Source organism: Xenorhabdus sp. XBWT (genome assembly GCF_059072735.1).
Window position 1 is genome coordinate 2,637,244 of sequence record NZ_CM180990.1, and the last position, 21,952, is coordinate 2,659,195.

At 43.3% G+C, this 21,952-nt stretch carries 18 protein-coding genes and 3 pseudogenes; 17 read left to right on the forward strand and 4 right to left on the reverse strand.

Annotated features, from left to right (window positions below; translation table 11 throughout):
• Positions 1-200 precede the first annotated feature (200 nt).
• Positions 201-515, forward strand: coding sequence for a type V toxin-antitoxin system endoribonuclease antitoxin GhoS (gene ghoS / locus AC5JQI_RS11450; protein WP_237385152.1), 315 nt, complete (start codon positions 201-203; stop codon positions 513-515).
• A 316-nt stretch (positions 516-831) separates the two neighbouring features.
• Positions 832-1,311: a hypothetical protein gene (locus AC5JQI_RS11455; RefSeq protein WP_493912250.1), complete on the forward strand. Its 480-nt coding sequence runs from the start codon at positions 832-834 to the stop codon at positions 1,309-1,311.
• A 47-nt stretch (positions 1,312-1,358) separates the two neighbouring features.
• Here the strand turns inward: AC5JQI_RS11455 and AC5JQI_RS11460 are convergent.
• A pseudogene (locus tag AC5JQI_RS11460) lies at positions 1,359-1,801 on the reverse strand (lysis protein).
• 184 nt (positions 1,802-1,985) lie between these two features.
• Between AC5JQI_RS11460 and AC5JQI_RS11465 the strand changes: the two are divergent.
• From AC5JQI_RS11465 to AC5JQI_RS11490, 6 genes and pseudogenes are all read left to right on the forward strand, one after another.
• On the forward strand, positions 1,986-2,309 hold the full coding sequence (locus AC5JQI_RS11465) for an IS630 transposase-related protein (RefSeq protein ID WP_493912251.1): 324 nt from the start codon (positions 1,986-1,988) through the stop codon (positions 2,307-2,309).
• Between the two features lie 28 nt (positions 2,310-2,337).
• A pseudogene (locus tag AC5JQI_RS11470) lies at positions 2,338-2,817 on the forward strand (IS630 family transposase); the annotation flags it as partial.
• 68 nt (positions 2,818-2,885) lie between these two features.
• The gene (locus AC5JQI_RS11475; RefSeq protein ID WP_493912252.1) at positions 2,886-5,390 is read left to right on the forward strand and encodes a phage tail tip fiber protein; all 2,505 of its coding nucleotides are present in this window, start codon (positions 2,886-2,888) and stop codon (positions 5,388-5,390) included.
• 5 nt (positions 5,391-5,395) lie between these two features.
• Positions 5,396-5,752, forward strand: a complete 357-nt coding sequence (locus tag AC5JQI_RS11480; protein ID WP_493912253.1) for a hypothetical protein — start codon at positions 5,396-5,398, stop codon at positions 5,750-5,752.
• A 1-nt stretch (position 5,753) separates the two neighbouring features.
• A complete protein-coding gene (locus AC5JQI_RS11485) occupies positions 5,754-6,368 on the forward strand; it encodes a hypothetical protein (protein ID WP_493912254.1) in 615 nt (204 codons plus the stop codon).
• A gap of 34 nt (positions 6,369-6,402) precedes the next feature.
• Positions 6,403-7,617, forward strand: a complete 1,215-nt coding sequence (locus tag AC5JQI_RS11490) for a phage tail fiber protein (RefSeq protein WP_493912255.1) — start codon at positions 6,403-6,405, stop codon at positions 7,615-7,617.
• Positions 7,618-8,010: 393 nt separating this feature from the next.
• Here the strand turns inward: AC5JQI_RS11490 and AC5JQI_RS11495 are convergent, their stop codons facing one another.
• Positions 8,011-8,739 carry a tail fiber protein gene (locus AC5JQI_RS11495; RefSeq protein ID WP_493912256.1) on the reverse strand — a complete coding sequence of 243 codons (729 nt, stop codon included), beginning with the start codon at positions 8,737-8,739 and terminating at the stop codon, positions 8,011-8,013.
• A gap of 573 nt (positions 8,740-9,312) precedes the next feature.
• Between AC5JQI_RS11495 and AC5JQI_RS11500 the strand changes: the two genes are divergently transcribed.
• Positions 9,313-9,612 (forward strand): DUF1902 domain-containing protein, encoded by a 300-nt coding sequence (locus AC5JQI_RS11500; RefSeq protein ID WP_233437472.1) that lies wholly within the window; start codon positions 9,313-9,315, stop codon positions 9,610-9,612.
• 15 nt (positions 9,613-9,627) lie between these two features.
• Complete coding sequence (locus tag AC5JQI_RS11505; protein ID WP_493912257.1) at positions 9,628-9,918, forward strand: type II toxin-antitoxin system HicA family toxin; 291 nt, start codon at positions 9,628-9,630, stop codon at positions 9,916-9,918.
• A 446-nt stretch (positions 9,919-10,364) separates the two neighbouring features.
• On the opposite strand, the pseudogene AC5JQI_RS11510 reads toward AC5JQI_RS11505, so the two are convergent.
• Both AC5JQI_RS11510 and AC5JQI_RS11515 read right to left on the reverse strand, forming a co-directional pair.
• Positions 10,365-10,637 (reverse strand): annotated as a pseudogene (locus tag AC5JQI_RS11510) (TIM barrel protein); the annotation flags it as partial.
• A 92-nt stretch (positions 10,638-10,729) separates the two neighbouring features.
• The gene (locus tag AC5JQI_RS11515; protein WP_493912258.1) at positions 10,730-11,812 is read right to left on the reverse strand and encodes a YeiH family protein; all 1,083 of its coding nucleotides are present in this window, start codon (positions 11,810-11,812) and stop codon (positions 10,730-10,732) included.
• A gap of 187 nt (positions 11,813-11,999) precedes the next feature.
• Here AC5JQI_RS11515 and yieE point away from each other — a divergent pair, with 187 nt between their 5' ends.
• The 7 genes from yieE (at position 12,000) to AC5JQI_RS11550 (ending at position 21,905) form a co-directional block, all read left to right on the forward strand.
• Entirely contained in the window at positions 12,000-12,863 is an 864-nt protein-coding gene (gene yieE, locus AC5JQI_RS11520) for a DNA-binding transcriptional regulator YeiE (protein ID WP_493912259.1), read from the forward strand.
• A gap of 153 nt (positions 12,864-13,016) precedes the next feature.
• Positions 13,017-14,504, forward strand: a complete 1,488-nt coding sequence (locus AC5JQI_RS11525) for an amino acid permease (protein ID WP_237385195.1) — start codon at positions 13,017-13,019, stop codon at positions 14,502-14,504.
• Between the two features lie 263 nt (positions 14,505-14,767).
• Positions 14,768-15,868 (forward strand): ABC transporter substrate-binding protein, encoded by a 1,101-nt coding sequence (locus AC5JQI_RS11530; protein WP_493912260.1) that lies wholly within the window; start codon positions 14,768-14,770, stop codon positions 15,866-15,868.
• A gap of 19 nt (positions 15,869-15,887) precedes the next feature.
• The gene (locus AC5JQI_RS11535; protein ID WP_493912261.1) at positions 15,888-16,973 is read left to right on the forward strand and encodes a FecCD family ABC transporter permease; all 1,086 of its coding nucleotides are present in this window, start codon (positions 15,888-15,890) and stop codon (positions 16,971-16,973) included.
• The gene (locus tag AC5JQI_RS11540) at positions 16,970-17,758 is read left to right on the forward strand and encodes an ABC transporter ATP-binding protein (RefSeq protein ID WP_493912262.1); all 789 of its coding nucleotides are present in this window, start codon (positions 16,970-16,972) and stop codon (positions 17,756-17,758) included. Before AC5JQI_RS11535 ends, AC5JQI_RS11540 begins: the two co-directional genes overlap by 4 nt.
• Before the next feature lie 127 nt (positions 17,759-17,885).
• The gene (locus AC5JQI_RS11545) at positions 17,886-19,853 is read left to right on the forward strand and encodes a ligand-gated channel protein (protein ID WP_493912263.1); all 1,968 of its coding nucleotides are present in this window, start codon (positions 17,886-17,888) and stop codon (positions 19,851-19,853) included.
• 666 nt (positions 19,854-20,519) lie between these two features.
• Positions 20,520-21,905 (forward strand): APC family permease, encoded by a 1,386-nt coding sequence (locus tag AC5JQI_RS11550; RefSeq protein WP_493912264.1) that lies wholly within the window; start codon positions 20,520-20,522, stop codon positions 21,903-21,905.
• Positions 21,906-21,952: the final 47 nt, after the last annotated feature.

Sequence of the window (21,952 nt, forward strand, 5' to 3'; positions counted from 1 at the left end):
TTTATATTATCAGTTACTATTAATTCTCATTTTAATTCCTGTTTCCTCAAATTACTGTGGTTTATTGATATGGCATGATAAAATTAACATCTGCTATATTCATTACGCACTCCAAAAAATAGATGGAAATGTGCTTCTAATTTCTGTAGTCGACAAAATACATAATCTAATTTTTTCTTAAATAAAAGAGAGGGCTATATATGTTTAATTACATGGTTCGTGTTGAAATCTTTGGTGCAACTTTAAAAGAATACAGTTACCTGAATGAATCAATGGGAATAATTGATTTTAGGAACACAATTAGATACAACACCGGAGAATTAATGGCCTTACCTACCGGATCTTACGTTGGACTCTCGTCAAATTCTGCGGCAGAGATCAGGGACAAAGTTAAAAAGTTAGCAAGCCCATTATCCTCAAAACCTGTTTCTATATTTGTTTGTCGGTATAGTGATTGGGCTGCTTTTCTCTATTCTGCATCTGTATCCTCATTAACTGCCGAATCCGAATCCTAATTTAGTTTCTCATTTGGATAAGCTGGATCTCCCATAAAAAATTTGGGAGACCAGCTTTGTGGTATTTCTACAATAATATATATTTCAAGAAAAAGTATTTTTATTAAATAAAAATGCCACCCGCCCGTATGCGTTGGGTACGCGATAGGTACGGGAGGATGGCAGGGATTATTGCTTTAACCACTCAAGGGAATGGGTAAAGAAATATTGTGTTTAGTTTCAGAGAGTAACTTATAGTTAAGGATTATTCGCTTGTTTTGTGGTGGAGATGGGGGTAGGGATCGTTATAAATATGTTTCTTTTGTTGGAGGTAGTTATGAGTGATACTCATCGCGATATTTACCGAGTACTACGTCAAAATGAGAATATACAAGTGTATCGCTCAAGTAATGGGGTGAACTCATTAGCAATAACAGGTTATGGCAGGAATTTTGGTGCTTACGTTGCGCAACTCTTAGATCAACATCAACTCCGCTTTATCACCAATAGCACAGCTAATCGCAATATCAATGAATTAGGCTTCTATTCTGCCATACTAGGTTCGAGGAGTTCGAGGAGGTCCCTTGTTCTTAGTAGGCATAATTTTGATATAGACTTAGCTTATTATGAACAAAATATACTTCCACGGATAGTACATGGTTCTCAGACCTTTCAAAATGTCGTGCAAATGATAGAAAGAAGAAACCAACAGCGCCCAGCTTCACCATTCTCACATCTTTACCCAAGTTACTCAGATGAGAGTGGTAATATTTTATATGAATATGATCCTACAACAGGACGTCATGTTAGGCGTTAATACCTTCTTCTTACCATTACAACACCTGCAGCCCCTGAGCTTAGGAGTTACTGACACTGCGTCCTAACATACTCCTGCAACCCAAGATCATTTGTTCAAAGGTGGCAATTCGTTCTCTGAGTAGCCAATAATTTCGGATAGCGGCGTCTGTAGGTCGGGCGGTGACTGCATCATCCATGCCGGAACTAGGAGTGGTTTTAGGCACTGGACACTTGGCTTGGATATACACCCGCTCAGGATGAGCATGAGCAGCATCCCGCAGCTTACTGATTTCAGTCTTGGCATTAGCGAGTTCCTGAGTGTGAACCTTGTCTAATTTACTTAGTGAATTAATTCTGTGAATGTAATCATTGTTGATTAACACTTGTTTATCAAAGGCATCCTGAAGAGATGAATATTTGTCTTTTAATTTATTGTAATTACCAAAAACAAAAAAAAGACACGCAAGAATGACTAGGAAAGCAGCAAAAAGAAGCTTAGTGACATTCAATTTATCATCCTCTTTATTGATGTCTGGCGAATAAGCCGTGCACCGTCTCTCTTGCTTCTTGCGCCACCAAATCAGCCAATTCAATATCTTGGTAATAACCAAAATTTATATATAGCAGAATCATAATACTGTGTCATAATACTGTGTCATAATACCTAAATCCCAATGACAAGGTAGAATTGAGATGGGTTACAGTCTAGATTTTCGAAGAAGAGTACTGGCATACAAAGACAAGCATGCATTGACATTCGAGCAAACCCGCGACCACTTTGAGGTCTCTATCCGCACTCTGTTCCGGTGGTGCAATAAAATAGAACCCTGTATGACACGTGATAAGCCGCCCACGAAAATCAGTGATGAGACACTTATCGCCGATGTCAAAAATTATCCCGATGATTATCAATGGGAAAGAGCAAAACGTCTGGGTGTCTCACAATCGGCTATCCATTACGCCCTGAAACGACTCAAAATAACCGTCAAAAAAAACGCACAAACACCCCGCCGCTGACGAACACGCGCGTCAGGTATTTGGCGAGCGTATCCGCCATCATGAGCAGGCGGGCAAACAGATTGTTTATCTGGATGAAAGCGGCGTTGAGCAGTCCATGCGACGTACGCATGGCTATTCGTTAAAAGGGTCCCGCTGTTTTGGTTTACATGACTGGCAGCACAAAGGCCGCCTTAATGCCATTGGTGCTATCATTAAAAATACCTTTGTGACCTTAAGTTTGTTTGCCGGAACCCTTAATGCGAATGTGTTTCATGCCTGGATGACACAAGATTTGTTGCCGAAGCTCCCTAAGGGGACAGTGATTGTGATGGATAATGCCCCTTTCCATAAACGCGGTGACACGCGACAAGCGATAACCGATCACGGATGCCAGTTAGAATGGATTCCGCCTTACAGCCCAGATTTAAATCCTATCGAAAACAAATGGGCTGAAACAAAAGCAACAAGAAGACGAGAAAGATACTCTATTGATGAGCTGTTTACAGAGCATGTGACTTATGTCTGATTATATTGATTCTGCTATATAAACCCAAAATGCCGGGCATGGGCCGTGATCAGACCGAAAGGAAGCAAATGCTGCGTTCGTCAACGGCGGCGGAAACCGTGATTGTGGGGCGCACGGTTGTCTCCGGGTTGCTGTTTTTTGCCGAGGAAGAGCCGGGCGAGCAGGATGAGCATGAAAAAATTACGCTGGCTATTGCTTTAGCGGGACACCCGATTGAAAAGATTGGACGAATCTGGCTGGGGGATGACCAGATTGAATCGTTTGGTGAACATGCAGAATGGGCGTTGCACAACGGCAGGACGGACGCCGATCCTTTTATGCTGGAGAACTGTCCGTCATGGAAACCGGATATGATAGGGCGGGGAATGGCCTGGCTGCGTGTGACACTTAAATTTGATGCAGAAAAGTTTCCCTATGGTCTGCCGAATATCAAGTGTGAGGTCTGGGGCAAGAAACTGTACGATCCCCGAACCCAAAAGACGGCGTGGAGCAATAACGGGGCGCTGGTCATTCTGGATTACTACCGCAGTTACCTGCAAGTGCCGGATACGGACATTGACTGGGGGGCATTCCAGCGGGCTGCTGATATCTGCGATGAAAGTATTGATACACCAGACGGGGGACGTGAATCCCGATACACACTGAATGGTGCCTATGAACTGGAAGAAAACCCCGCCAGCATTTTAGATGCTATGCACCGTTGTGTAGCGGCTGACCCTACGTATATGGCAGGTAAACACGGAATGTTAGCGGGGGCATACTATGGTCCTGCGGTGCTGGAAATTCATGAAAACCAGATCACCGACACCGTGACCCTGACACCCGAAGTGGGGCTGAAAGAGGCGACAAACGCCATTTATGGCACGTTTGTGGATGCCGAACAAATCCATACCAAAACTGATTTTACTCCGGTTATCCGGCATGAATGGATCGCCGAGGATGGCTTGGAGATTAAGGAAAATCTGGATTTTCGGTTTGTTACCACCCCTTATCAGGCTCAGCGACTGGCTCTTCAATATTTGCGCCGCAAGCGAGCCGGACGGCGGGTGCAGTTGAACATGAATCTGGATGGCTACGCCTACCGCCCCGGTCAGGTGGTCAGGCTAAACTTGCCGACGCTGGGGATCGGTAAACTGGAATTCCGGGTGATTGACTGGCGGTTCAGCGCGCTGGACGGGGCAGAACTGACACTGGAGGAAGACGGGGCCTATGTGTACGAAGACGCCATCAGTAAACCGTTTGAGCGGCCGCCCTTTACACGGCTACCCGCAGGGAGTGTCGGCTCACCGACTACGCTGACATTTATTCCGCAAACACTGGGCGATGTGATACAGGGCGTGCTGTCATGGCGCAATGTGAATGAAGTGGCCTTTAACCGCGTCACCATCTATCAGGATACCCGCATTGTTCAGACTATTCAGGTGCCCGGTGAGTCGGTCAATCTGGCCGGATTGGTTCGGGGGAATTACCGGGCGGAGGTGCGCGCGGTCAGTGCGGCCGGTGCAATGTCCGCCCCCGCGGTGTTTGAATTCTCTATTCAGGCTCCGCCGCCCCCGGTTAATGTCGAAATCACCCCCGGCTTTTTCTCCCTGACGGTTGTCCCCCGACAAGGGGATGTGGCCTCGTTCGGTCATACCTTTGAGTTTTGGTTCAGCGAAAAGCAACTGGATCACACACAGGAACCGGCGGTGATAAATCATGCTGACCGGCTGGGACAGGGTAATTTCTGGCTTAAGGATCATCTCAGAGCCGGAACGATTTACTGGTTTTACATTAGAACACTTAACACATACGGCAAGTCGCCGTTTGTGGAAGCCAGCGGCATACCGGACAGCAACACCAAAGCCATCATGGATGAATTAGAGCATGATTTTATGACCACCGAGGCCGGAAAGCGGCTGGAAGGGCAGATTGATTTTACCAACGAGTCCATATTAGAAAATGCCGCCCTGATTGGTTCTGTCGTTCAGCATCAATTGAAAGAAAACGGCGAGATGCGGTCGGAGATACTGGAAGTCAGGACGACTCAGCTAACTGACCAGAAGGCCTTTACGGAGAAAATGGAAAAGGTACAGGCCGATGTGGGGGAAAATACCGCCGCTGTGCAGACCAAGGCGACCGCTGTTTTTGATATCGAGGGTAACGGTTATGCCATTAAGGATATCGGGGCGGGCGTGAAATACAAAGGCCAGTTCTATAAGGCCGGGATGGTTATCGGTGCTGAGGTGAGAAATGGTCAGGTAGAGACACATTTCGGTGTCATGGCCAACCAGTTCACGGTAGTGAACCCTAATAACGGGAAGTCAGAGCCGGTCTTTGTGATTAAAAATGGTCAGGTCTTTATCAACAGCCTGTTTGTCGGTGATGCCACCATCACCAGTGCAAAGATTGCCGACACCCTCCAGTCAACTAACTTCGACCCCAGCCGCCGAACCGGGTTCAGGCTGAATATGCGCACCGGGGAAATGGTGAGTTACGGTCAGGGGAATTCGGGCTATTGGGTAGAAACTAATAATCTGAAACAGTTGTTTGATAATAACGGCAGATTACGTATTCGCATGGGGTTCTGGTAATGGGCATGGGACTGGAGATTTACGACGAAAAGGGGCGGTTGATTATCACCACTAATAACATTATTCCGCGCTTTCTGGGGACCCATATTATCCCGTTGAATAAATCCGGCAGCCTGTATCTGTCAGGTTTAAGTGAAGGTGGCAATCTGACCGCCCGTTTCTTTTTATATATGAAGAATAAACAGGGGCTTATAACAACCCGCATCAGCAATGAATTCACCCGCTTCACTGTCTCCGGCAGTGCGTTTAACTATCATGTGGATTATGACGTGTACCGCTGGGAGAACAAGGGGAAGGGGGGCGGACAGAGCGGCGCGGGCTGGGATGAGATGATAAATCGGGTTACTATTTGGGCAATATAACATGTTTGGCATTGAATTTTACACCGATAATGGCGTTGTCCAGATATCGGATAAATCCCCGGCACTGGGGTTTCTGAGAAAAGCGGCACCGGGCGAGAACAACCAGCAGCAGGGATACTATAACTTTGCAGAGGTGTACGGCGCGGGCGGGACCTATTTCTTTGCCCCGGTGTCTGAACTGAGTGTTTACGGGAGGAGCGGGCTGGAGGTATACAGCGAGAACGGGGCACTGATGTTTTCGTCTGCCATGAAACTGCTGTCCTTCGTGAAACCGTTTTATGTTGATGTCCCCGGTAACAAAAATACGCCCTTTGTCCATACCGGCGGGGCAGGGCGCCGTTTTGGGTACATGATAATCAAGTCCCAGTCCCGGCATTATTACAGAAACAAGCAATTTATCAGTGGCGCGAACAACCCGCCTTACTTCGATGACGAGTGGGTCTATGACGTCTACGCCGAATCTTTCAAACCCGGATACAGCAATGGCAGAATTGAAATGAGGTATTCATTTGAATTTGCGTACCGGGGAGGCGGAGGGGCAGATCCGGGTACATGGAGTGGCCCGCCCCCGCTGATGGAAGGTTTTATTGTTGACCTGACCGCCATTGAAGGCTAATCCCTTTCCGATCTTTTCTTCACAGGAATTTATTATGTACTCACAAGGCGCAATCTCTACTGTGTCCGGCTCGGCTATTGTCCGCGGCACGGGCACCCGGTTTAAATCCAATATTAGCGGCGTTGCCCCGGCACAGCTTATTTTAATTCAGTCCGGCAACGGTAACCTGTTACACATGATTCAGGCGGTGAACTCCGATACGGAGCTGGTACTGGCGGATAAGGCCCGCGAGACCCTCCGCAACGTCACCTACCAAATCCAGACCACAGCGCCCGATTCTGTCTCCGATGGCGTCAGGCATATAGTGACCAATGTCAGCTATATTGTTAATTTCCTCCAGAACATGGACAGGTGGATGAGTGAAAGCGGCAAGGTTGAAGTGGAGATGCCGAACGGACAGAAAGTCACGCTGGACTCCATCCGGGCATTGCAGGCGGCGGTAGAGGGGAAACTGAATGAAAGTCAGGTCGTACAGGTTTCCGGGGGTTCGACTAAGCAGGTGATGAGTCAGTATATAACAACTCAATTAATCGTTGAGCGGGCAGTAAAATCAGATGCAGTCATGAGAGATTTCTCCAATGGTGGCATTCAGTCAATGCAATCTGAGCTACTGTGTGAGCGGGACGTTTCATCGCAAGTGGGGCTTTGGGTGAAACCAGAAAAACCGCAGGCGTGGGGAATGACAATAAAGAATGGTAAGGGGGTGCTGTCATATAAGAAAGATGACATATGGAAAGGGGAGTTATATCACCCCGAAGTTAGTGGGATTTTGCTGTGTACAGGAAATACGTGGAAAGACGCCAACGGTTTTCTCAGAAAATCTTCCCCCATCATCGAAATCCACCCCGATGGCACATTCACTACCAATGATGAATCTGAAGGGGCAACCGTCACCAAACTAGGCGTTGGCCACTATCGCATTTCTGGTGTTCTCGGCTACAACGCTGATGGAGCGTGGGGTGTACATGGAGGTCTCAGCGCTCCCCGTGATGTTAACGGTAATGAGTTAGTGTATGTTGAGGATAAAGTGTTGCCGGACGGGGCTATCGATATCAAAATCACCCACCGACAGAACGCCCATATGCCCGCTCGGTTGCAGAACAGACGCATCAAATCCGTGGACGAACACACCTATTACACCGATGATGAACCGTGTGATTTACCCGCAGGCACGCGTCTGGACGTCCGTGTCCAGATGCCGGAAGATTCGGTGTGGAATGTGAGGGGGAGGGAAGGTGCAGGTTTGTGATAAGCAGGAAGCCCTCGCGGGGAGGGCGGCTCTACGCTGTACGGCACACCCATTTCAATGCCATCTATTTCAATCTGCTTTTCGACATGAAAAAGCGAATGCTGAATTGGCGTGGTTCCTAAAATTGATGATAATTGACTCAACCCATTGTTTTTTAGGTCTTTAGGCAGGGTTCCCAACCTTGTTATTTTTATACGGAATCTTAATCAGCTACACTACATCACCCCCTTAATCATTTGAGCAAAAATTCCCTAATCTGTGAGATAACAAACATAACGAATTCACACAGGATGCAATAAAAAATATTGTTTCAATTGAATACGGTTTTAATTGGTTATATTAATGGAAATAATTAACCCGCAGAAAGTTGCGGGTTAAATTGTTAGCTCAGAACTAAGCCGCTCTTACTATGTAATTGAATGCAATGTTGCGGGGACGAGTTTCCGTTGCTGTACGCACCGCACGGGATGCATCAAATGTCCAATTTGCTGAGCCATAACCTGCATTAGAAGATGGCCAAAGCCCTGTTGAAAGTACAGGACTTGATATTTCGAATGGGCCAGAGGCTACTTTCACCGGAAACAGTTGTGTTTTTCCAAATGTCCCTACAATATTCTGAATAGCATCAGTCTGGGATGATAATAATGCGCGCCCGCTATCCGTTCCACGCCTCTCATCCCAACCACGAATAAACTCCCCTCTCAAATCAGGTAGTCTGCCAGATGGATAGGCAAGAGCCAGTTTTGGGTATTTTGCCTTATCAAACGAATCACCGTTGCAGATAAGCCAACCGTCCGGTGGGGCTTCTGTCGGCCAAGGAACAGGAACACCAACAGGCAAACTGGAACCGTCCATATGTGTATTAGTGGCGTTTTGATTGGCGGTATTGGCTAGGTCATATGCTGCTTTCACTGCCTTTGGCGTTGCTGCCATAGTTTCGCTATTACTACCGACATCATTGCTCAAGACAACAAATCCCTTATCTTGCAGTGTTGCATTTGGATGGTTGCGGCTTAGGGCGTGCTCTTCAATAGTTTTTTTGACATATTTAGGGGTTGAAACGACAACAAGATCACCATCTTCTGAGACTGGAACATCAGATTTATTACATTCATTGCTCATACTTAATCCCTCATTTAATCAACAATAAGCATTGCTAAATAACATGAAGGCGGGCTACTTCTCCGCCAGTGAACATCAATAAAATAGGTTCATCAATACTGGAGAGAACTTCTGATTAGGATGGCACGAAATGACTGTTTGGAAATTAATAAAATCCATATTCCACTGATAAAACTTAGAGATAGATAAAGGCGGGATTTCTCACCTTTTAACCGTTCAGCCTTTTGCATGGTGTAAGGGCTCCTTAATCTCAAGGGGTCATATTACCGAGGTCCTCACTTTGGCCTGTCACTCTTTAACTAAGGGGTATGAGAAATATTTCTTACACCCTTCGGACAAATTTTTGTCCGGTGAACCCAGTGGGGTTAGAAAAGGTTGTTGGGGCGGGTTGGTATAAAGAGGGTTAAATTGAAACAGTCTGTGCATTTCAACCTCCAACAAAACAAAAATAAACACAGCCTACGCGGTTGACACCAAGCTCAAACAAACTATCATCGCCTTAGACATATTTATCAATCTGATAACTATGTTGTTGATACCCCTACAGGAGATGACTAAATGAGATTACGTTGCATGGCTTATCAACAGGGTGATATGTATATTGCTGCCTGCTTAGATCTGTCACTGGCAGCGCAAGCTAATTCGATTGATGAAGCAATTAGCAAACTTGAGGCTCAGGTAAGTGATTATCTTGAAGAAGCAACTTCTGAACCTGAATACGCAAAACAGCTTATCAATCGAAAAGCCCCCTTATCTATGTGGCTTAAGTATTGGCTTATCGCGTTTAAGTTAAAAGTAAGAAGGGCTTTTTATCTAAATAAAGAAGCTGTTTCAGTTAAGTTGTTTGACGAACAATGTGAGCTAGCCCGATAAGAGGTGCGGCGCAACATGATTCTTTATAGACTAACACCCCTCAAATATAAAGAAGTTGTAGCAGCTCTGGCGGATTTAGGTTTTGAAATGAAACCAAAAAAAGGAACCTCCCATGAACAATGGATCAAAAAAGAAGATGTGTATAAATGGGTGGTTACCGTCGATAAGCACCACGCACCGTTTTCAAAAGATCTGATTAAATCAATGGCTAAACAGGCTGGGATGAATCATAAAAAATTCCACTCTCTGTGCAAGGGCACCATTAGTTGTAAAGAGATTCTTTCTGCCGGCTTATCAAGAGACTGATAAATTAACCATAAACCCGCCCGCGCGTCACCTTCCCGCCCCTTGATACCCTTTATTTCCTGCATGGTACAGATCATGCTTCCGTTTCAAACGGAGTGATTAAATACCGAGCAACTGAGTGAGGCCAATCTGACGGCCTCGGCAAAATCAATGAGTTAATCAACTATAGGGGAAATCACCACAGAAGAGAGCTTGAGTTTAAGCCGTCCGGTACATACGGGACTATCCTGCATGTTAAAGGGGCTGCCCTGTGGTGTTCCCATTCCCGCCTTGAAACCTACCTCAACCTTTCCTATCTAAGCAGTATAAAATCAATTGTTATGCGCCGTACTGAGTGCTTTTTTTAGTTTGTACATGCGTGTGTACATGCATATCTTTAAGAAGATAACAATGTTATATAATTATTTGTTTTTATTTATTTATTTTTAATTAACTGCATTTAATCAAAACGCAGCACGAGATTTTTCCAGGGCTTCTGTTTCAGGGTGGCCAAGATTAATCAGATAGCTGTCATGGGGAAGAATTTGTCGACTGCCATAGCCGTAACGCTCACAATTCGCCTTGAATTTATCGATGACTTCTGTCGATAATGGTGGGGCATGCCACTGGCGTTGATTTTTTGTGAACAGGGCAAATGCCGTTGCATTTAATTCATGGGCGCGGATCACTGCCTGATCTACACCACCTGAAGCGCTTACATGTGCTCCTACAAGTTTCATATTTTTTCTCCTGTTTTTTATTATTATGGCATTGTTCGCCTTGCCAATAAAATTCAGCTAAAAACAGTCAATTCAATTCAGTGTTAAATTTTCTAGCCTAATAAATGTTGAATAACTTGATTGACGATTAATCCTCCTGCCATCAACCAGATAAACACAATAAGTGCCAATAGTATCGGTTTAACACCAGCTTGGCGAATGGCGCTAACGTGGGTGTTTAAACCTAAAGCAACCATTGCCATTGCTAGCATGACAGTATCAGTGGTAATGATAAAGTGAACAAAGGATTCCGGTAATAGATGAAAGGAGTTGAAGCCTGCCGTGATAATGAAAAATACGGCAAACCAGGGAATAGTTATCTGGGATTTTGCTTGGTTGTTACTGCTATTTTTTGCTTCCATGCGGTTAATATAACCTGAAAGCAAGAGCAAAAATGGTGCCAGCATCATAACACGGAGCATCTTGCTGATAACGGCTGCATTTTCCGCTTCACTGCCTAATGTATGTCCAATGGCGACGACTTGAGCAACTTCATGAACGGTTGAACCAGAGAAAATACCAAATGTTTCTTGGGAGAAATTTAGCCATTGGTAATGGGTATTGAGTTGATAAAACCAAGGATAGATAAAGATTGAGATCGTGCCAAAAATCACCACCGTGGAAATAGCAATAGCAACTTTATTGGCTGGTGCTTTAACCACGGGTTCTGTTGCCATAACCGCAGCAGCTCCACAAATGCTGCTTCCTGCTCCGATTAAGATGACAGTTTGGCTATCTAGCTTAAAAAAAGTGCGCCCTACCCATAATGTAATAAAAAAAGTTGAAGAAAGCATAATGGCATCAATCAACATCCCAGTAGCGCCAATATCTGTAATTTGCTGAAATGTTAGCCGAAATCCATAAAAAATGATACCAGCTCTCAGTAAGTAGTGTTTGGAAAAATGGATACCCTTATCACAAATGGATTTTAAAAAGGGATACAGCGTGTTACCTACAATGAACCCTAATAAAATGGCCAATGTCAGAACACCCAATCCCATATCAATAAACCACTGAATACTGCTGATATAAATAGCTAGTGTTGTCAGGAGAACGACTAAAATAAAACCAGGCACTAATTTTAAAGCGCTATTTGTGGTGGTTTTTGTCAATTCTTCCAGTTGATTTTCAGACATTACGGCGACTCTATACTTATACACTTTAGGAATAAGCATATAGAAGATTTTAAAATCAATAAAATTGATAAAATAAATATATATAACCAGAAAAACAAATCAAAAAAGTGTGACTTTTGTTAAGTTGCATAATACTGTCTAAAATCAAGACTACCTTTCTCTTTTATTTTGCTTCCCGTGAGGCCATATGCGTATCACTCTGAGACAACTGGAGATTTTTGCAGAAGTTCTGAAAAGTGGTTCAACGACACAGGCTTCCCTACAGCTGGCGTTATCACAGTCCGCAGTAAGTGCTTCTCTGACAGACCTTGAAGGGCAATTAGGTGTACAGCTGTTCGATAGGGTCGGAAAACGACTCGTGACCAACGAACATGGGCGTTTGCTTTATCCCAAGGCATTGGCATTGCTTGAGCAGGCTGGTGAAGTCGAGCAACTTTTCAAACTTGAGTTGGGGGCATTGCGATTGGCAGCCAGCAGTACGATTGGCAATTATATGTTGCCTGAAATGTTGTCTAAATATCGTCAGGATTATCCTGACACACCTTTAGAATTAAATATCAGTAACACTGAAGATGTAATAAAGGCAGTTGTGGAATTTCGCGTCGATTTGGGGTTGATTGAAGGCTTGTGTCATAACCCTGAATTGATCACGCAACCATGGATGAAAGATGAATTGATTGTTTTTTCCTCTCCAGAAAGCACGCTATTGCAGCGCAAGCTTACTGTAGAAGATTTGATTAATGGACCTTGGATATTAAGAGAAAAAGGTTCAGGAACAAGGGAAGTACTGGATCATCTACTGTTTTCGCAAATGCCACGATTCAATATTGCTATGGAATTAGGCAATTCGGAGGCTATCAAACATGCCGTTCAATATGGAATGGGAATCAGTTGCCTTTCACGGCGGGTTGTCCAAGAACAGTTGAATAATGGGACATTAACTGAACTGGTGCTCCCCGGATTGCATCTCAACCGAACTTTGTACCTGATTTATCATCGTCAGAAACATATGTCCAATGCATTAAAAAAATTACTTAGTTATTGTAACTAGTATCTAAGTATCTAGTATTAAAGAGCTAATCGTATAGCTAATAATTGGCCGTAGATTATGAAGGTATCTTATAACCACGAATTCGCCGCTATTCTAGGGACGAGGATTTGTTACAATTCCGCATTAAGGTTATTTTCATAATATAGGAATAGAATGTCTCAAGAACAATGTACGTCACGGGATCAGGCTCCTAAAACTCTACGCCGGGAATTAAAAGCACGGCATATGGCAATGATTGCTATTGGTGGATCGATTGGTACGGGGTTATTTGTTGCTTCTGGTGCAACGATTTCCCAAGCGGGTCCCGGTGGAGCCTTACTTTCCTATGCACTAATTGGCTTAATGGTGTATTTCTTGATGACCAGTTTAGGCGAATTGGCGGCGTACATGCCGGTTTCGGGATCATTTTCAACCTATGGTTCTAAATATGTTGATGATGGCTTCGGTTTCGCATTGGGATGGAACTACTGGTATAACTGGGCTGTGACCATTGCCGTTGATCTCGTGGCTGCACAGTTAGTCATGGGGTATTGGTTTAATGATGTTCCAGGTTGGGTATGGAGTGCATTGTTTCTTGGTCTGATCTTTTTGCTGAATTTTATCTCAGTTAAAGGCTTTGGCGAAGCAGAATATTGGTTTTCCTTGATCAAGGTTTCTACGGTAATCGTCTTCATTATTATCGGTATTCTAATGATCGCCGGTATTATGAAAGGTGCTGAAGGCGCAGGCTGGCATAACTGGGAAATTGGTGATGCGCCATTTGCCGGAGGCTTCGCTGCAATGATTGGGGTGGCAATGATTGTTGGTTTCTCTTTCCAGGGAACAGAACTGATCGGTATTACTGCTGGGGAATCTAAAGATCCGGCAAAAAATATCCCTCGCGCCGTGCGTAAGGTGTTTTGGCGGATTCTGTTGTTCTATGTGTTTGCAATTTTGATTATCAGCCTGATTATTCCGTATACTGATCCTAGCTTGTTGCGTAATGATGTGAAGGATATCAGTGTTAGCCCATTTACTCTGGTATTTGAAAATGCAGGGCTGTTATCCGCGGCTGCGATAATGAATGCAGTGATATTGACCGCTGTGCTATCAGCCGGAAATTCGGGAATGTATGCTTCTACTCGTATGCTATTCACCTTGGCAAGGGAAGGTAAAGCCCCGAAAATTTTTGGTCACTTGTCGAAAGGCGGCGTTCCACGCAATGCACTTTATGTGACAACTGTGGTAGCGGGATTGTGTTTCCTCAGTTCCATGTTTGGAAATCAAACAGTATATCTGTGGTTATTGAACACGTCTGGTATGACTGGTTTTATCGCATGGCTGGGGATTGCAATTAGCCACTATCGCTTCCGTAAGGGTTATATTGCGCAAGGCTTGGATCTGAATAATCTTCCATATCGTTCAGGCTTCTTCCCAATCGGGCCTATTTTTGCCTTTATTTTGTGTCTGGTGATCACATTGGGGCAAAATTATCAGGCCTTTTTACAAGATACAATCGACTGGTACGGCGTTATCGCAACTTATATTGGTATTCCGTTATTCCTAATTATCTGGTTTGGTTACAAACTGAAAAAGAAAACCCACTTTGTGAGATACCATGAGATGGAATTTCCAGCATTTAAATATACTGATAAAGAATAACTTGTTAATAAATGCCCAATGAAATGATGCCTATTGAGTAACGTATTACTACTTTTATATAACAAGAAACTGCCCGTTTTGTGATGGAATTGGCAGTTTTTATTTTTTATAAAGATTAAAGAAAAAATATAGGTCGTAAATTTCGGATATACTCAACTAATCGCATTGATAATTATTCTTATTTGCTTTATTGTTATCGCCACAATTGTTGCATTAAGAGGCTAACTAAAGTGAAGTTTGTATTTCGAGCAGTCGTGAAAAGTATGAGTATCGGTCTAATGGCAGGCTCCGCCCTGATGGTGAGTTTTGCTTCCTGGGCTGAAACAGTCACTGATGTTGCTGGACGTACTGTTGAGGTGCCTGAGAAAGTCAATCGTATTTTGTTAGGTGAAGGTCGTCTGTTCCACTCTATAGCATTATTAGAAGGGGACAAACCTCTGGCTCGTATCGCCGGCTGGCAGGGTGACTTCCGTAAACTGGACCCACAAACTTACTCTATCTATAAAGCTAAATTTCCTGAAATTGATGATATTCCCCTGATTGGTAATACGAGTGCTGATAGTGTCAGTTCTGAAAAAGTGCTTACGCTAAATCCTGATATTGCTATTTTTGGCCTATCTGGGCACGGCCCAGGAAAAAATAGTGAGCTGGTGAAGCAGTTGGAAAAAGCTGGTATTCCTGTTGTTTTTGTCGATTTCCGCAACGACCCTTTGAAAAACACATTACCTAGCATTCGTATGCTGGGTAAAGTCCTGCACCGCGAAGAGCAGGCTAATGCTTATGCTGATTTTTATGAAAAAAATCAGAAAGTAGTGACTGACATTACTGACCGTATACCAGATGCACAGAAACCTTCCGTGTTTATTGAGCTAAAAGCCGGCTCCATCGAAGATTGCTGTGGTACTGCGGGTAACGGCAACATGGGGAATTTTATTGACTTGGCTGGAGGCAAAAACATCGCCAAAGATGTGCTTCCTTCTCCGTTGGGAACAATGAATCTGGAAAAAGTCATTGCTGAAGATCCTTATATCTACATTGCAAGTGGTGCACAAGATCCGGGTGATAAAGGTATGGGGGTTCAGATGGGAGCCAAAACTTCAGCTGATATTGCCCGCACTGGTTTGAAAGCTATCACTGAGCGTAAAGGTATCAATAACTTAACTGCTGTGAAGGAAGGGCGCAGCCACGCTATTTGGCATCACTACTACAATTCGCCTTACAACGTTGTCGTTACGCAAGTTTTCGCAAAATGGTTCTACCCTGAAAAATTTGCTGATTTAGATCCGCAACAAACATTGAAAGAGCTTCACAATAAATTCTTGGCTGTTGGAACAGCAGGTACGTATTGGGTCAGTGAGAAATAAGCAGTAACGGGTAATAAGAATGAGTGTCACTACCGAGCCTATGCCAATGGCGAAACAACAATTGAATGAGTGTGATATAAAAGCACATTATCGTCAGATCCTGCGCCGACGTATTGCATGGATATTGTTCATCGTTTTGGTGATTGGCACCTCTGTTGTACTGGATTTTACAATGGGACCATCAGGGTTATCGCTACAAACCCTCTGGCAAACACTGGTTTCACCAGAAAGCGTTAATGTAGCAACAAGGGTGATTGTTTGGGATATTCGATTGCCCTATGCCTTGATGGCGGTAGTGATCGGCCTGTCACTTGGGCTGGCCGGCGCTGAAATGCAGACAATCCTGAATAACCCGTTAGCCAGCCCATTTACTTTGGGTGTATCTAATGCCGCTTCTTTTGGTGCAGCATTGGCGATTGTGCTGGGAATCGGTATTCCAGGAATCCCAGAACAATGGTTTATTTCGGCAAACGCTTTTCTTTTTGCATTTCTAACCGCTTTGATGCTTGATGGCATCACCCGTTGGACAAGAGTGGCAACCACTGGTGTTGTGTTGTTCGGTATTGCGATGGTGTTTACCTTCGATGCTCTGGTTTCTATGATGCAATTTATCGCCACGGAAGACACCTTACAGGGGCTAGTTTTCTGGACGATGGGTAGCCTCTCCAGAGCGACATGGGAAAAACTGGGCATTATGATGTCAGTTTTTTCCATTATTATGCCTATCTCAATGAGCAACTCCTGGAAACTGACCGCATTGCGTCTGGGGGAAGATCGTGCAACTAGTTTTGGAATTAATATCGGTCGTCTTCGTTTGGGGACATTGCTGCGTATTAGTATCCTGACAGCATTAGCGGTTGCATTTGTTGGCCCAATTGCCTTTATTGGATTGATGGCTCCTCATATCGCCAGAATGATTTTTGGTGAAGATCACCGTTTCTATTTGCCAGCGAGTGCGTTGATTGGCGCATTGGTTTTATCAATGGCTTCCATTGCTTCCAAAAATTTAATTCCAGGTGTCATCATACCGGTGGGGATTGTGACATCCTTGGTCGGTGTGCCTTTCTTCCTTAGCATAGTTTTACGCCATAGGGGGAACATATGAGTCAGGGATTAAAAATAAATCGTTTAACGACGGGGTATCCGAAGTGTCCTGTGATTCAAAATTTGGATGTAAAGGCATTGCCGCGTGGTCAAATCACCGTATTGCTTGGGCCGAATGGTTGCGGAAAATCCACACTTCTGCGTTCGCTGGCGGGTTTGAATAAAGCCAGTGGTGAAGTCCTGTTGGATGGACTGGATTTGATGCAAATGAATTTTGCCCAGCGCGCTCAGAACGTGGTTTATTTACCTCAATCATTACCGGCAGGTGTTCATCTTCATGTACTGGAGTCTGTGATTGTTGCTCAGCGAGCATCAGGCAACGTGAATAGTAGCCAGTGTGAGCAAGAAGTCATGGAGCTGTTGCGCCAGCTTGGTATTGATCATTTGGCTCTCAGCTATCTGGATCAATTATCAGGTGGACAAAAACAGTTGGTCGGATTGGCTCAATCATTAATCAGGCATCCAACTTTATTATTATTAGATGAACCATTAAGTGCATTGGATTTAAATTACCAGTACCACGTCATGGATTTGGTTGCACGTGAAACGCGCCATCGTAATATTATTACGATTGTTGTTGTTCACGATATAAATATTGCATTACGTCATGGCAACCATGTATTAATGCTCAAAAAAGGTAAGTTAATCTCCGAAGGTACACCAGAACAGGTGATTACGTCGGACAGTTTGGCTAAAGTTTATGGTATTAAAGGCCGAATTGAGCGTTGTTCTCAGGGTATACCGCAATTATTGATCGATGGTTTAGTGACGGAATTAGCGAGTTAGAATAATAAAATTAAAGTGTAATTTAATAAAAATAATATTGGCAGGGATAAATCATTATCCCTGCATTATGAGCATATGTCGATTATCCATATTAATTTAAGTGATTTTATTTTTTGGAGAATCGGGAATGGTTGTTTTTGCAAAGAAAAAAATTGTATTAGGTATTATTGCTGCTGTTTCAGCCAGTGCTGTTTTGTCTGCTAACGCTGCCAATAATGGCGAAGATAAAATTATCGTGACTACCGCCGCGGGCTTTCAGCAAAAGATTGAAGACGCGCCTGCGTCTATTTCGGTTATCAGCCGTGAACAGTTAGAAACTAAAGCTTACCGTGATGTCACTGATGCCTTGAAAGATGTGCCGGGCGTGGTCGTTACGGGTGGTGGTAGTAGCAGCGATATCAGTATTCGTGGGATGTCTTCAAAATATACCATGATTCTAGTTGATGGCAGACGTATTGATACGCGTAACACTCGCCCGAATAGTGATGGTTCAGGAATTGAGCAAGGGTGGTTACCGCCGTTGGCTGCAATTGAGCGTATTGAAGTAGTAAGGGGGCCAATGTCTTCTCTATATGGCTCCGATGCTATGGGCGGCGTGATTAATGTCATTACCCGTAAGGCTCAGAAAAACTGGCATGTAAGCGTGAGTGCAGATGCTACTCTGATTGAAAGTAAAAAGTCTGGTAATAGCCACCAGAACAGTATTTATGCGGCAGGGCCGATAATTGATGGATTATTGGGATTGAGGGTAAATGGCCTATATTCGCATCGTAATGAGGATAAATTCTTTGGTGGATTTAGAAAACAGGAAATGCGCAATGGTGCGATGGCTCTTTCTTTAACTCCAGATGAGAAAAATGCTTTTATTTTCGAAGCCGGTCGCTATGAGCAAGATCGTGACTCAACTATCGGTAAGAGTCGAGATTGTCAGCCAAAATCTTGTAAAGATGATATAAGTCGTTATAAACGTAATAATTATGCTATTACGCATCAAGGTGTCTATGATTTTGGCACGATGACTTCATATATTCAAAGAGATGAAGCTCGTAACCCAGAACGTGAAATGACAAACAATGATACGGTATTTAATAATCATACAACGCTTGTATTTGATGACCATACCGTAAGTTTCGGTGGTCAATATCGTTATGAAGATTTACGAGATAATGGCAATAAACTACCTTCAGCTAAAGATGTTAATAAATTAACTCGCTGGAGTTGGGCATTGGTTATGGAAGATGAATGGCAACTGACTAATGATTTTGCCCTGACCAGTGGAGTTCGGTTAGATAAAGATCAAAATTTTGGAATACATTGGACACCTCGTTTATATGGGGTTTGGCATGCGGATGAACAATGGACTGTTAAGGGTGGTGTTTCTACTGGTTATCGTTCTCCTGATATAAGACAAGCGTCTCCTAATTGGGGACAAGCAACAGGTGGACGGTTCAGTAGTGGTATGATTTTAGGAAGTCCAGATCTTAAGCCAGAGAAAAGTATTAACGAAGAAATTAGTATTATCTGGAATAATCAAGAGAACTTGAATATCGGTGTAACTATTTTTAATACTAATTTTAAAGATAAAATCACAGAATTTAGAGATTGTGACAAAAATTGCTCACTCGGTGGTAAAACTTATGACTTTATCAGCAAGCGAATGAATGTTGATAAAGCTAATATTCGAGGTATCGAAACCACCATGAATTGGAATGTTGTTGAAAGTTTATCATTGGCAGCAAACTATACTTATACCGATTCTGAACAAAAAAGTGGTAAATTTAAAGGCCAACCATTGAATAAAATGCCAACACATATGGTAAATGCGACTTTAAACTGGCAGGCGTTATCTGAGTTGGATACATGGGCTCGTATCAACTTCCGTGGTAAAACAAAAAATTATCAGTATCGCACCAGTATGAGAGACGGAACGCCTTCTTATACTTTTGTCGATCTAGGAATGAGTTATAATTTGACTAAAGATTTACGTCTATTAGGTGGTATTTATAACATTTTTGACAAACGAGTAACTGAGGAGTCTCATGACGCAGTTCTCGATGGTCGCCGTTACAATATCGGCCTTAATTATGATTTTTAATTAATATTTCGCTTTCTTATTAATATTAACGATTATCTTTAACATTTAAATATAATATAAAACCATCTCTCTACCCATTTTATGATGAAGAGATGGTTTTTTTGATACTAAAGTGATCATAATTAAATGGCAAATAGTTTCCCTCTCTGCTAAAAATTTATACAGGCCAATCAATGGATATGAGGGCGTCAGGTTTCAGTACTGACTCAGTAAGAAAGCCCATTTTATAAGGCTTTATAGTGCCGTAAAAAATAATAAATTTTTTGATGTTATAGCACTTGCTATTTCAAAACTTGAAAGGCAAAATGCGTGCACTAAAAATAACTGGTGCGTAAATATGCACCAGTTATTTTTTTGCGTTGAGTTATTTTTTACAACACCAAGAGGCCGGATTTTGTTCCGGATCGATACTGACCATAAGCAACCATAATTGAGACGGGGTTGCTGTACTGAGGAATGCAAATATGGAGCAATTATTCTCTTTTGCACTTGTGCCAATTGGCGCTCGTTGCTGCAATGATGACTATGGGGCATGGTCCTCTGTCAATTCACTATCCTCTAAGTTTTCTTTCTTTTCTGTCTATAGACAGATGCGAAGTCTGCCCAGTAACTATCGATTAAGTAGTTGTATCAGTACTCAGATCGAAGTTACGGGAGATTTTGCTCATGTCGCATAATACTACTACTACAACCACACTTGGTATTAATCAAGCCACTGCTGACAAGCGTGTTCAACTGAGAAGAACACTGACTCTATTTCAAGTAGTCATGATGGGGCTTGCCTACATGCAGCCAATGACTATTTTTGATACGTTTGGTATTGTCTCTGGTTTGACCGGTGGACATGTTGCGACCTCTTATGCTATTGCACTGACCGCAATTTTATTTACGGCTTTGAGCTACGGAAAACTGATAAAACGATTTCCATCGGCGGGTTCTGCCTATACCTACGTACAAAAATCAATGAATCCCCACCTTGGATTTATGGTCGGCTGGTCGTCTCTACTGGACTATATGTTGATGCCGATGATCAATGTTTTATTGGCAAAGATTTATCTACAGGCCCTGTTCCCTGATATTGATCCCTGGATCTTTGTGGCCATGTTGGCTGTAATTACGACAGTCATCAATTTGTGTGGCATCAATGTTGTTGCAAATATCAATAGCATTGTTGTGATTGTTCAGATTGCTGTGATGGTGATACTCGTTGGACTGATGATCCATGGTGTCTATAATGGAGAAGGTGCAGGAACATTACTGAGTATTCAGCCATTTACCTCGGAAGAAGCGCAATTAATTCCTATGATTACTGGCGCTACGATACTTTGCTTCTCATTTCTTGGGTTTGATGGCATTAGCTCTCTGGCTGAAGAAACACCAAATGCAGGTAAGGTTGTCCCTAAAGCGATTTTTCTGACTGCATTAATTGGTGGTGTTATCTTCATTGCAGTATCTTATTTTTTACAACTCTATTTCCCAGATATTTCTCGGTTTAAAAACCCGGATGCTTCTCAGCCAGAAATTATGTTGTATGTTGCTGGCGCGTTATTCCAGTATGTTATTCTCATATTTTCTAGTGTCACGGTAATGGCTTCCGGTATGGCAGCACATGCAGGGGTATCCCGTCTGCTTTATGTGATGGGGCGCGATGGCGTACTACCTGAGAAAGTATTTGCTTATGTTCACCCAAAATGGCGTACTCCGGCAATCAACGTCATATTAGTTGGGATTATTGTTCTTTTGGCGGGTTGGTTGAACCTGGTGACAGCAACCGCATTGATCAATTTTGGTGCGTTAGTTGCGTTTACTTTCGTTAACTTGTCGGTAATCTCGCAATTCTATATTCGTGAACGTCGCAACACTACACTGAAAGACACTTTGAATTTCTTGCTCCTGCCACTTCTTGGAGCGGCGACAGTAGGTGTATTGTGGATTAATTTGGAAGCAGAATCCATGGAATTAGGTCTATTTTGGGGAGGAATTGGTCTTATTTACATGTTTTTCCTGACTCGTAGCTTCCGTCAACCAATGCCACAGTTCAGTGAGTCATAATAAAAGATAAATTTCACGTTGTGGCTAATAAATCCGCCATGTGAAAA

Excerpts from the sequence above, each read along its gene's own strand:
- ghoS (WP_237385152.1), top strand. The coding sequence starts at position 201 with ATGTTTAATTACATGGTTCGTGTTGAAATCTTTGGTGCAACTTTAAAA.
- AC5JQI_RS11455 (WP_493912250.1), top strand. The coding sequence starts at position 832 with ATGAGTGATACTCATCGCGATATTTACCGAGTACTACGTCAAAATGAG.
- AC5JQI_RS11465 (WP_493912251.1), top strand. The coding sequence starts at position 1,986 with ATGGGTTACAGTCTAGATTTTCGAAGAAGAGTACTGGCATACAAAGAC.
- AC5JQI_RS11475 (WP_493912252.1), top strand. The coding sequence starts at position 2,886 with ATGCTGCGTTCGTCAACGGCGGCGGAAACCGTGATTGTGGGGCGCACG.
- AC5JQI_RS11480 (WP_493912253.1), top strand. The coding sequence starts at position 5,396 with ATGGGACTGGAGATTTACGACGAAAAGGGGCGGTTGATTATCACCACT.
- AC5JQI_RS11485 (WP_493912254.1), top strand. The coding sequence starts at position 5,754 with ATGTTTGGCATTGAATTTTACACCGATAATGGCGTTGTCCAGATATCG.
- AC5JQI_RS11490 (WP_493912255.1), top strand. The coding sequence starts at position 6,403 with ATGTACTCACAAGGCGCAATCTCTACTGTGTCCGGCTCGGCTATTGTC.
- AC5JQI_RS11495 (WP_493912256.1), bottom strand. The coding sequence starts at position 8,739 with ATGAGCAATGAATGTAATAAATCTGATGTTCCAGTCTCAGAAGATGGT.
- AC5JQI_RS11500 (WP_233437472.1), top strand. The coding sequence starts at position 9,313 with ATGGCTTATCAACAGGGTGATATGTATATTGCTGCCTGCTTAGATCTG.
- AC5JQI_RS11505 (WP_493912257.1), top strand. The coding sequence starts at position 9,628 with ATGATTCTTTATAGACTAACACCCCTCAAATATAAAGAAGTTGTAGCA.
- AC5JQI_RS11515 (WP_493912258.1), bottom strand. The coding sequence starts at position 11,812 with ATGTCTGAAAATCAACTGGAAGAATTGACAAAAACCACCACAAATAGC.
- yieE (WP_493912259.1), top strand. The coding sequence starts at position 12,000 with ATGCGTATCACTCTGAGACAACTGGAGATTTTTGCAGAAGTTCTGAAA.
- AC5JQI_RS11525 (WP_237385195.1), top strand. The coding sequence starts at position 13,017 with ATGTCTCAAGAACAATGTACGTCACGGGATCAGGCTCCTAAAACTCTA.
- AC5JQI_RS11530 (WP_493912260.1), top strand. The coding sequence starts at position 14,768 with ATGAGTATCGGTCTAATGGCAGGCTCCGCCCTGATGGTGAGTTTTGCT.
- AC5JQI_RS11535 (WP_493912261.1), top strand. The coding sequence starts at position 15,888 with ATGAGTGTCACTACCGAGCCTATGCCAATGGCGAAACAACAATTGAAT.
- AC5JQI_RS11540 (WP_493912262.1), top strand. The coding sequence starts at position 16,970 with ATGAGTCAGGGATTAAAAATAAATCGTTTAACGACGGGGTATCCGAAG.
- AC5JQI_RS11545 (WP_493912263.1), top strand. The coding sequence starts at position 17,886 with ATGGTTGTTTTTGCAAAGAAAAAAATTGTATTAGGTATTATTGCTGCT.
- AC5JQI_RS11550 (WP_493912264.1), top strand. The coding sequence starts at position 20,520 with ATGTCGCATAATACTACTACTACAACCACACTTGGTATTAATCAAGCC.